At 68.0% G+C, this 10,269-nt stretch carries 9 protein-coding genes; 7 read left to right on the top strand and 2 right to left on the bottom strand.

The window, feature by feature from the left end:
* The 4 genes from VDQ18_RS12870 to VDQ18_RS12855 all read left to right on the top strand — a co-directional run.
* Positions 1-641: STAS domain-containing protein (locus VDQ18_RS12870; protein ID WP_323021340.1), on the top strand; the 641-nt coding region annotated here is incomplete at its 5' end.
* Between the two features lie 55 nt (positions 642-696).
* Positions 697-1,530 (top strand): 3-deoxy-8-phosphooctulonate synthase, encoded by an 834-nt coding sequence (gene kdsA / locus VDQ18_RS12865; RefSeq protein WP_323021339.1) that lies wholly within the window; start codon positions 697-699, stop codon positions 1,528-1,530.
* A complete protein-coding gene (locus VDQ18_RS12860) occupies positions 1,523-2,335 on the top strand; it encodes a manno-octulosonate cytidylyltransferase (RefSeq protein ID WP_323021338.1) in 813 nt (270 codons plus the stop codon). Before kdsA ends, VDQ18_RS12860 begins: the two co-directional genes overlap by 8 nt.
* A 77-nt stretch (positions 2,336-2,412) precedes the next feature.
* Positions 2,413-3,564 carry a UDP-galactopyranose mutase gene (locus VDQ18_RS12855; RefSeq protein ID WP_323021337.1) on the top strand — a complete coding sequence of 384 codons (1,152 nt, stop codon included), beginning with the start codon at positions 2,413-2,415 and terminating at the stop codon, positions 3,562-3,564.
* Between the two features lie 7 nt (positions 3,565-3,571).
* On the opposite strand, the gene VDQ18_RS12850 is transcribed toward VDQ18_RS12855, so the two are convergent.
* Positions 3,572-6,199 (bottom strand): calcium-binding protein, encoded by a 2,628-nt coding sequence (locus tag VDQ18_RS12850; protein ID WP_323021336.1) that lies wholly within the window; start codon positions 6,197-6,199, stop codon positions 3,572-3,574.
* Between the two features lie 178 nt (positions 6,200-6,377).
* Between VDQ18_RS12850 and VDQ18_RS12845 the strand changes: the two genes are divergently transcribed.
* Positions 6,378-7,382: a glycosyltransferase gene (locus VDQ18_RS12845; RefSeq protein WP_323021335.1), complete on the top strand. Its 1,005-nt coding sequence runs from the start codon at positions 6,378-6,380 to the stop codon at positions 7,380-7,382.
* On the opposite strand, the gene VDQ18_RS12840 is transcribed toward VDQ18_RS12845, so the two are convergent.
* The gene (locus VDQ18_RS12840; protein WP_323021334.1) at positions 7,372-8,214 is read right to left on the bottom strand and encodes an ABC transporter permease; all 843 of its coding nucleotides are present in this window, start codon (positions 8,212-8,214) and stop codon (positions 7,372-7,374) included. The genes VDQ18_RS12845 and VDQ18_RS12840 overlap by 11 nt on opposite strands.
* A gap of 80 nt (positions 8,215-8,294) precedes the next feature.
* On the opposite strand from VDQ18_RS12840, the gene VDQ18_RS12835 reads away from it, so the two are divergent.
* Positions 8,295-9,596, top strand: coding sequence for a sugar transporter (locus tag VDQ18_RS12835; protein ID WP_323021333.1), 1,302 nt, complete (start codon positions 8,295-8,297; stop codon positions 9,594-9,596).
* Positions 9,597-9,599: 3 nt separating this feature from the next.
* Positions 9,600-10,253, top strand: coding sequence for an ABC transporter ATP-binding protein (locus tag VDQ18_RS12830; protein ID WP_323021332.1), 654 nt, complete (start codon positions 9,600-9,602; stop codon positions 10,251-10,253).
* The last annotated feature ends 16 nt before the right edge of the window (positions 10,254-10,269 follow it).

Here is a 10,269-nt window from a genome sequence, read left to right as displayed (position 1 = left end):
CGCTGGCGGCGCTGGCGGGCGTGCTGGCCACCGTCGCCTGGAACATGATCGAACGTCACGCCATCGCCACGCTGTTCCGGTCGTCGCGCGCCGATGCCGCCGTGCTGATGGTGACGCTGCTGCTGACCGTGTTCCGCGACCTGACGGAGGCCATTGTCGTGGGCTTCGCCCTTGGCTCGGTCCTCTTCATCCACCGGATGTCCAAGGCCGCCGAAGTCTCGATGGTCGAGGCGGACGGGCTCGATGACCCGCCCGTCCCCGGCCTCAGCCGCAGCGACGAGATCATGGTCTACCGCATCCGCGGGGCGTTCTTCTTCGGCGCGGCGGCCTCGGTCGGCGCGGTGCTGGAGCGGATCGCCGATACCCACCGCGCGCTGGTCGTCGATTTCGCCGATGCCGCGCTGGTCGACAGCACCGCGATCCATACCGTCGAGGGGCTGGTCCGCAGCGCCCGGCGCAAAGGGGTGCTGGTGATCCTGACCGGCGCTTCGGCCGATCTGCAGGCGCAGTTCCGGGCGCATGACCTGCGTCCGCCCGAGGTCGAGATCGAGGGCAGCCTGCAACAGGGCGTGGCCCGCGCCCGGGCGCTGCTGGGGCGCGATGCCCCGCTGCCCGGGGCCAGCGCCGCGCCCGTCAGTTGACCTGAGAGGGCCCGCAGCCTATGCACCCTGCTGACAGTATTTCCGGGGGAGCATCATGGCCCAGCTTGTCACCATCGGCGACGTCACCCTGGGCGGCAACCGCCCCTTCGGCCTGATCGCCGGCCCCTGCCAGCTGGAAAGCCTGGACCACGCCCGGGCCATGTGCGCGGGCATCCTCGAGGCCTGCGAACCCTCGGGCACGAAGCTGATCTTCAAGGGCAGCTACGACAAGGCGAACCGCTCGTCGGTCAGCACCCAGCGCGGGCTGGGGATGGAGAAGGGGCTGGAGATCCTGGCGGCGATCCGCGAGGAATTCGGCGTGCCGGTGCTGACCGATGTGCACGAACCCTGGCATTGCGCCAAGGCGGCGCAGGCGGTCGATGTGTTGCAGATCCCGGCTTTCCTGTGCCGCCAGACCGACCTGCTGATCGCGGCGGGCGAGACGGGCAAGGCGGTCAACGTCAAGAAGGGCCAGTTCCTGGCGCCCTGGGACATGAAGCATGTCGCCACCAAGATCGAGAGCACGGGCAACCGTAACATCCTGCTCTGCGACCGCGGCACCTCGTTCGGCTACAACACCCTCGTCACCGATTTCCGCGGCCTGCCGGTGATGGCCCAGACCGGCTATCCGGTGGTCTTCGACGCCACCCATTCGGTGCAGCAGCCGGGCGGGCAGGGCACGACCTCGGGCGGGCAGCGGGAATTCGTGCCGGTGCTGGCGCGGGCGGCCTGCGCGGTCGGCGTCTCGGCGCTGTTCATCGAGACGCATCAGGACCCCGACAACGCCCCCTCGGACGGGCCCAACATGGTGCCCTTGGACCAGATGATGGCGCTGATTTCGCGCCTCTCGGCCTTTGACCGGCTGTCGAAGGAGAGCGCCGATGCGTGATGCCGTCATCATCATCCCGGCGCGCTACGCCTCGACCCGCTATCCGGCGAAACCGCTCGCCACGCTGAAAGGCGCCTCGGGCGTGGAACGCAGCCTGTTGGAACGCTCGGTCATGGCCGGGCGGGCGGCGGCGGTGTCGACGCGGGGCGTGACCGGGCTCTATGTCGCGACCGACGATGAACGCATCGCCGACGAGGCCCGCCGCATCGGCGCCGATGTCATCATGACCGCGCCCGAATGCGCCAATGGCACCGAGCGCGTGGCCGAGGCGGTGAAGAACGCGGGCCTGACCCAGCCCATCGTGGTGAACCTGCAAGGCGACGCACCGCTGACCCCGCCGCATTTCGTGTCCTCGCTGATCGCCGCGATGCGCGAGGATGAAGGCCGTCAGGTCGCCACGCCCGTGCTGCGCTGCGACCGCGAGGCGCTGGACAATTTCCGCGCCGACCGCAAGGCGGGCCGCGTCGGCGCGACGACCGTGGTGCGCGACCTGACGGGCAATGCGATCTATTTCTCGAAGGAAGTCATCCCCTACAGCGACGGCCTGAAGCCCGGCGCCACGATCCCGGTCTTCCACCATGTCGGGCTCTACGCCTATACGCCCGCGGCGCTGGACCTCTATGCAGGCCTCGCACCCGGGCAGCTGGAGCAGATCGAAGGGCTGGAGCAGCTGCGCTTCCTCGAACACGGCCACAAGATCGCCGCGGTCGAGGTCTCGGCCCCCGGCGCGGCCTTCTGGGAATTGAACAATCCCTCGGACGTGCCGCTGATCGAAGGCTATCTCAAGCGGATGGGGATGGAGTGAGGGGGCGCGTCCCCCTCTTGGCCTGACGGCCACGTCACCCCCGGCGTGTTTGTGTGACAGAGTGAAAGGGGCGGGGTTTGGACAGCGAGGTGTTGATCGTCGGCGCGGGGCTCACGGGCGCGGTCATCGGGCGCGAACTGGCCGAGGCCGGGCAGAAGGTCCGCATCGTCGAGGCACGCAGCCATGTCGCCGGCAATTGCCACACCGAGCGCGATCCCGAAACCGGGGTCATGGTCCATGTCTACGGCCCGCATATCTTCCACACCGGCGATCCCGAGGTCTGGGCCTATGTGAACGCCCACCAACGCTTCCGGCCCTATGCCCATCGGGTCCGCGCCGTGGCGGGCGGGCGGGTGCATGCGCTGCCGATCAACCTGCTGACCATCAACCAGTTCTTCGGCGAAACGCTGCGTCCGGACGAGGCGCGCGCCTTCCTCGCGGCGCAGGCCGAGCCGGGCGACGGCCCGCCCGTCAGTTTCGAGGAATGCGCGCTGGGGATGCTGGGGCGCCCGCTCTACGAGGCCTTCTTCAAGGGCTATACGCAGAAGCAATGGGGCTGCGAGCCCGCGGATCTGCCCGCCTCGATCCTGACGCGGCTGCCGGTGCGCTTCGATTACAACGACGCCTATTTCGCCCATCCGTACCAAGGCCTGCCCGAGGGCGGCTATACGGCGATGGTAGCCTCGATCCTCGACCATCCCGGGATCCGGGTCGACCTGAACACGCCCTATGATCCCTCGATGCGGGCGGGCGCGGCGCACGTCTTCTGGTCGGGGCCGCTCGATGACTGGTTCGGGCATGACCGGGGACGGCTGGCCTACCGGACGCTCGATTTCGAGCGTTTCACCCATCAGGGCGACTGGCAGGGCTGCGCGGTGATGAATTACTGCGACGCCGGGGTGCCCTGGACGCGGATCACCGAGCACAAGCATTTCGCCCCCTGGGAAAGCCACGAATCCTCCGTGCTTTACCGTGAGTATTCGCGCGCGGCGGGGCCCGGGGATATTCCCTATTACCCGGTGCGGCTGGTGGCCGAGAAGGCGCTTTTGCGCGAGTATGCCGCCCGGGCCGAGGCCGAGACGGGGGTGAGTTTCGCCGGGCGGCTGGGCAGCTACCGCTATCTGGACATGGATGTGGCGATCCGCGAGGCGCTGGACACGGCGCGCGCCTTCCTCGCCGCGCGATCGGCAGGGTTGAGGCCCGCCCCCTTCCTCCGTCCGCCGCTCTGAGCGCGCGTCACATGATCTCGATATGCGCGGGCAGCGCGTCGAGGTCGTTGAAGCCGTTCAGCACCACGACATTGCCGCCCACGTCCGAGAAGTCGAGCACCACATTGCCCGCCTCGTCGAGCGAGCCGAAGCGGTCCACGACCTCTTCCGCGGTCAGATCGCCGAGGCTGAACCAGATCCAGTCGTCCAGCCGGATCAGATCGCCGTCGTCGGGGTTGAAATCCATCACTTGACCGGTGTCGTGGTCGCGGAAGAACTCGAACACATCGGCACCGCCGCCGCCCCAGAGCGTGTCATAGCCCGACCCGCCGCGCAGGGTGTCATTGCCACCGCCGCCGACCAGCGAATCGTTGCCCGCGCCCCCGGACATCCAGTCGTCGCCCCAGGCGCCGATCAGCGTGTCGTTGCCGTCCTCGCCGTTCAGCCGGTCGTTGCCAGACCCGCCGATCAGGTCGTCATGCCCGTCGCCGCCGTAAAGAACGTCGTCCCCGGCGCCGCCGTCCAGCGCGTCATTGCCCGAGCCCCCTTCCAGCCGGTCGGCGCCCTCGTCACCCAGAAGCGTGTCGTTGCCCGCCGCGCCGCGCAGCGTGTCGTTGCCCAGGCCACCATTCAGCAGGTCATGGCCGCCGCCACCGTCCAGCACGTCGTTGCCGTCCTCGCCATGCAGCGTGTCGTTCTCGCCGCCGCCGCGCAGGTTGTCGTTGCCCCTGCCGCCATAGATCAGATCCGCCCCGGCCTGGCCCTGGATCACGTCGCGCCCGTCACCGCCATAGGCCGTGTCATTGCCGCTGGCCAACAGGACCGTCCCGCCGCCCGCCCCGGTATAGACCAGATCGTTGCCGCCGCCCGAGCGGATCACGTCCCGCCCGTCGCCGGCATGGATCGTGTCGTGACCGGCGCCGCCATAGATGATGTCCTTGCCCGCCCCGCCCTCGATCCAGTCGTTGCCGCTGCCGCCCGAAATCGTGTCCTGGCCGGAGCCACCATAAAGGGTGTTGTCGCCGCTGCTGGCGCTGATCGCGTCGCGCCCGTCGCCGCCGTCCAGCAGATCGTTACCGGCGGCGCCGTCCAGCGTGTCCTGGCCCAGGCCGCCGCGCAGCGTGTCGTCCTGCGCCGTGCCGATCAGCCGGTCGCGTCCGCCAGCCCCCTCGCGCAGGAGGCCGGTGTTCGGCGGGGCTTCGCTCTCGGGCGGGATATAGGCATAGCGGTCGGCCCAGTCGAAGCCGTTGGGAAAGACATCGGCCTGCCGCAGCGGCTGGCCGTTCGACGAGGCGATGACCATGGTATGGCCGCGATACTCGATGACGCAGCCGGTCGAGGTGGCGGTGAAATTCAGCTGCGAGACATCGCGCAGCATCGGCAGGTCGCTGAGGTCCAGCCGGTCGAGGCCCCGGTCGAAATCGGTGATGACCGCGCCGCCGCTGCCCGCGCGCACCACGAAGACATCGGCGCCGAAGCCGCCGCTCATCACCGTCCCGGAGCCGCCGGTCACCAGGATGTCGTCGCCCCCGCCGCCCACCAGCGTGTCATTCGCACCCGCGGCCAGCAGCACATCGTCGCGCCCGGTCCCCGCCAGACGCTCGGCCGCGGCGCTGCCCTGCACCGTCTCGCCCAGCGTGGTCAGGTTCAGCCGGTATTCGGTGATGCCGCTGTCGTTCTGCGAGCCGACGAAGACATGCATCGTGTCGCCCTCGACCGCGAGGGTGATCGCCGTGACCCGGTGCATCGAGGTGTCATTGTCGTCGGCCAGCGTGGCGATGGCCACCATCGTGCCGCCGGGCAGCAGTTCGAAGACGGTGATCCCGTTGTCGGCCCCGCCCGCCACGACGAAGGTATGCCCGCCTGTCTGGATCACATCCATGGCCTGCACCCCCTCGAAGCGGGTGTTGCCGGTATCGACCAGATGGTCGGTCGGCACCAGCTGGCCGTCGCCGGTCAGCTCCATGACCGACAGCGAGCTGGTGTTGGCGGCAGCGAGGACGACATAGGTCCGGTCGCCCAGCGTCACCACCTCCATCGCCGTGGGCGCGTCGATGCCCAGCCCCTGCTCGGCGCCCATCGTGTCCGCGGCTCTGAGCGCGCCGGTGCCATCGACGCGGTAGGCGGTGACGCTGTTGCCGGTCTGGTCGGCGGTCAGCACGAAATCCCGCCCGTTGACCGTGGCGCAGCGCAGCTCGATCACCTGGCTGGTATCGGTGCCCGACGGGAACAGGGCCAGCGATCCGTCGCTGAGGGTGACGCGCGCTCTCAGATGGGCGTCCGAGCCCTGACCGATGGCGCTGTCGACCGCCTGCCAGTCGATCGTCGCCTGACTGCCGATCCCGCCATCCGCGCGCAGCGCATAGGCAACGAGCCCGCTGGCCCTTTCGCCGATCATCAGCATGCCGCCGGAGCCGGTCTCGGCGATCACCAGCCGGTCGCTGACGCCGCCGGTGATGCTGGCCGGGAAGATCACCGTGGTGTTCAGGCTCACCGGCCCTTCCCCGCCGACGATATACTCCGCGATCCCGCCGTTGCGGCCGGTCGAGGCATAGAGATGCACGATCCCGTTGACGACACCGATGTCGAGATCGGTGATGCCGGAGTCGAGCAGCGCCACCCCTGTATTGACCACACCCTGCAACTGGAGTCGCATGGAGACACCCTTACCCAAGAACCGCTTCAGCCTAGCAGCAGAACCGTTGCCGCCTCCGCGCCAAAATGTGACGAAATTGAGGCGTTCGTAGTGAATTTTAAAGGATTGGAAGGTACCCCTTCAGGTGTGACCAGTGCCGACCCAGCATCTCCGCGATGCGTTTTTTTGTGTGTGAGTGATGGTGCAACAGCGTGAAACGCAGGACGAGTCAGGGGCCAACGGGCGGCTGGTGGCCATCGTCGCAACCCATCGGCGCCTCGCCGATCTGCGCCGCACCCTCGCCGCGCTGCTGGCCGCGCCCGCAGCGGATCTGGCGGCGGTGGTGGTGGTGGACAACGCGTCGGACGACGGGACCGGCGCCTGGCTGGCGGCGCAAACAGAGCCCCGGCTTCACGTCCTGACCCTGCCGCGGAATCTGGGTGGCGCCGGCGGGTTCGAGGCCGGGATGCGGCAGGCCATGGCGGCGCTGTCGCCGGACTGGCTGCTGATCATGGACGACGATTCCCGCCCCGAGGCGGAGGCGCTCGCCACCTTCCAGCGGCTCGACCTCAGCGGCTATGACGGGGTTGCCGCGGCGGTTCGCTGCCCGGACGGCAATCTGGCCGACATGAACCGCCCGACCTTCAACCCCTTCTGGCACAAGCGGATCTTGATGCGCGCGCTGCTGGGCGGCGGACGCGGCGCCTTCCATCTGGGCGAAAGCGACTTTCACCGCCCGGGGCTGCGGCCGATCGACGGCGCCTCGTTCGTCGGCTTCTTCGTCCGGGCCCGCGTGGTGGCCGAGGCGGGCTATCCCGATCCCCGGCTCTTTCTCTATGGCGATGACGCGATCTACACGATGGGGCTGACGCGGGCGGGCTATCGGCTGGGCTTCGCGCCCGAGGTCCGCTTCGTCCATGCCTGCACGACCTATTCGCCCGCCGATCCCCGGCTGCGCCCCCTGTGGAAGGCCTATTACTACCACCGCAACCTGTTGATCCTCTACCGGACCGCGGCCGGCATCTTCTTCTACCCGGTGCTCTGCCTCTATCTCCCGCGCTGGCTCTACCGGCTGCGCCATCACGGCGGCGAGCGGCGGCGGTTCCTGGGGCTCTTCGGCCTCGCGCTCAGGGACGGGCTGCGCGGACAGACCAGCCGCCCCCATGATGAAGTCCTGGACCGGGCCCGTGCGATCAGCGAGTGAGAAGAACGCGATGATAGCGCCTGAGCAGCAAGAGACCCAGGGCCAGCGGGATCAGCGCCCAGGCCAGCACATAGGCGACCGAGACATAGGTCGGCTGATAGGTCGAATAGAACCCCGCCCGCATCAGCCCGGTGATATGGATCGCGGGATTGTACCACAGCCAGTCCTGCGCCTGGCGTGGCAGGTCGTCGTAGAGGACGATCACCCCCGACAGGATCATCAGCGGCGCATTCAGGATGCCCCAGAGATTGGCCCAGATCGCGAAACGCTCGAACAGGAAGCAGTTGAGCGTGCCGATCCCCAGCCCCAGCAGCGCCGCCAGCGCCATAGCCAGCACGATGGCGCCCCAATCGAAGATCAGCGACAGGTCCAGTGCCACGATGATCCCGCCGAGGATCAGCACCGCCACCACGACCGACACCAGCGTGTTCAGAAGAAACCGAGCCAGGATCGCGTCGATCCAGGTCACGCCCGGATAGGTCAGCAGCGGGGCCGAGAAGGCCAGGCTCTTGCCAACCATCATCGAATTGGACTGGAAGGTCTGGTAGGCCAGCAGCCCCGTCGCCTTGAACAGAAGGAAGCTCGTGCCCAGCGCCGGCGTGCGGGCGATCAGCGAAAAGGCCAGGCCCAGCACGAAGATCGTGGCCAGCGGCTGCAGCACCGCCCAGGCGAAGCCCCCCGGCGTGCGGCCGAAACGGGTCGACACTTCGCGCAGGATCAGGGCGGTGATGGCGCGCAGCGCGCGGTGACGGCGGTTCACGCCGACCGGGGGGTGCGGCCCGGGGTCGCCATCCTGAGTGTCGCCGCCAACGACGGTTCCCTCCGAGGCCACGCCCTGCCCTCCTACACACTAACACGGTCGCGACTATGCCAAAATCATGCCGCCAACGCAAATGACACTTGGAGGTGCCGATGGACGATCTGAGGACACGGCAACGCAAGGACGCACAGCGCAAGGCCCCAGCACCCTCCGCCAAGAGCGAGGCGATGCCCCGGGCCCTGCCCGGGCCTCGGCCCGAAATCCGCCCTGCCGACATCCGCCCCGCCGAAATCCGCCCCCCCGACAACCGCACTGCCGACATCCGCCCTCTGGTCGCCCCCGCCCGCTTCCGGCGTCGCCATCGGGGGCTCGTCTGGTCCTTCGTGCTGCTGGTCCTGCTGCCGACGGCGCTGGCCGCCGCCTATCTCTATGTTCAGGCCCGGGACCAATACGCCTCGACCACCGGCTTCACCGTGCGCAGCGAGGAATCCGCCTCGGCCGCGGATCTGATGGGCGGGCTCAGCGCCTTTGTCGGCGGTGGCGGCTCGTCGAACACGGATGTGCTGTTCGCCTTCATCCACAGCCAGCAACTGGTCGAGCGGGTGCAGGCGGACCTCGATCTGCGGGCGCATTATTCGGCGCATTGGCAGACCGACCCGGTCTTCTCGATCTGGCCCAGCGCCACCATCGAGGATCTGGTCTGGTTCTGGAACCGCATCGTCACCGTCGCCTATGACAAGAATTCGGGCCTGATGGACGTGCAGGTCCGCGCCGGCGACGCCGAGATGGCGCGCCGCATCGCCCAGACCATCGTCGCCGAGAGCGAGGCGATGATCAACGCGCTGAACGAACAGGCCCGGCGCGACAGCATGGCCAGCGCCGAGCGCGACCTCGACGAGGCGCTCGCCCGGCTGCGCAGCGCGCGCGAGGAGCTGGCAGGCTTCCGCGCCCGTACCCAGATCGTCGATCCCCAGGCCGATATCGAGGGGCGCATGGGCATCATCAATGGGCTGCAACAGCAGCTGGCGCAGGCGCTGGTCGAGCACGATCTGCTGTTGCAGACCACCATCGACAGCGACCCGCGCCTGCGCCAGGCCGCGCGCCGGATCGAGGTGATCCGCGACCGGATCGGCGAAGAGCGGCGCAATTTCGCCACCCAGGACGTGACCGTTTTCGACACCGATTATCCGCGCCTCATCGCCCAGTTCGAAAGCCTGACGGTCAATCAGGAATTCGCCGAGCGGACCTATACCGCAGCGCTGGCCGCGCTCGATGCCGCGCGCTCGAATGCCCAGCGCAAGAGCCTGTATCTGGCCAGCTATGTGCGCCCGACGCTGGCCGAACAGGCGGAATATCCCCGGCGGCTGCAACTGGTGCTGCTGACGCTGATGTTCCTGACGCTGGCCTGGTCGGCGCTGGCGCTGATTTATTACAGCCTCAGGGACCGGGGGTGAGCCATGATCCAGCTCGACGATCTGTCCAAGGGATACTGGCTGCACGACGCGTATTTCCCGGTGATCGAGCGGCTCAACCTGACGCTGCCGACCGGACGGTCGCTGGCGCTTCTGGGCGGCAACGGGTCGGGGAAATCGACGCTGCTGCAGCTGATCGCCGGGACGCTGCCGCCCGATACCGGCCGGGTCTGGTCCGATGGCTCGATCTCCTGGCCGGTGGGCTTCGCCGGATCCTTCCACCGCGACCTGACCGGGGCGCAGAACACCCGCTTTCTGGCAAGGGTCTATGGCGCCGATACCGACGAACTGATGGATTTCGTTCAGGATTTCGCCGAGATCGGCAAGCATTTCCACATGCCTATCCGCACCTATTCCTCGGGCATGCGGTCGCGGCTGACCTTCGGCATCTCGATGGGCATTCCCTTCGACACCTATCTGGTGGACGAGGTGACGGCCGTGGGCGACGCCCGTTTCCGCCGCAAGAGCGCGGCTGTGTTCCGCGAGCGGATCCTGAAATCGAGCGCTATTCTGGTGAACCACAACTTCGATGAGCTGCGGGATTATTGCGATGCGGCCATCGTTCTGCATGAGGGGCACCTCACCTTCGTCTCCGATCTGGACGAGGCGGTGAGCCGCCATCAGTGGAACATGCGCTGAGGGGCCCGGGGGGACA

It is taken from the genome of Pararhodobacter sp., assembly GCF_034676075.1.
Taxonomy (GTDB): Bacteria; Pseudomonadota; Alphaproteobacteria; order Rhodobacterales; family Rhodobacteraceae; genus Pararhodobacter.
Note: the sequence above shows the minus strand (reverse complement) of the source record. Positions and strands in the feature narration are given on the sequence as shown.

Excerpts from the sequence above, each read along its gene's own strand:
- kdsA (WP_323021339.1), top strand. The coding sequence starts at position 697 with ATGGCCCAGCTTGTCACCATCGGCGACGTCACCCTGGGCGGCAACCGC.
- VDQ18_RS12860 (WP_323021338.1), top strand. The coding sequence starts at position 1,523 with ATGCGTGATGCCGTCATCATCATCCCGGCGCGCTACGCCTCGACCCGC.
- VDQ18_RS12850 (WP_323021336.1), bottom strand. The coding sequence starts at position 6,199 with ATGCGACTCCAGTTGCAGGGTGTGGTCAATACAGGGGTGGCGCTGCTC.
- VDQ18_RS12845 (WP_323021335.1), top strand. The coding sequence starts at position 6,378 with ATGGTGCAACAGCGTGAAACGCAGGACGAGTCAGGGGCCAACGGGCGG.
- VDQ18_RS12835 (WP_323021333.1), top strand. The coding sequence starts at position 8,295 with ATGGACGATCTGAGGACACGGCAACGCAAGGACGCACAGCGCAAGGCC.
- VDQ18_RS12830 (WP_323021332.1), top strand. The coding sequence starts at position 9,600 with ATGATCCAGCTCGACGATCTGTCCAAGGGATACTGGCTGCACGACGCG.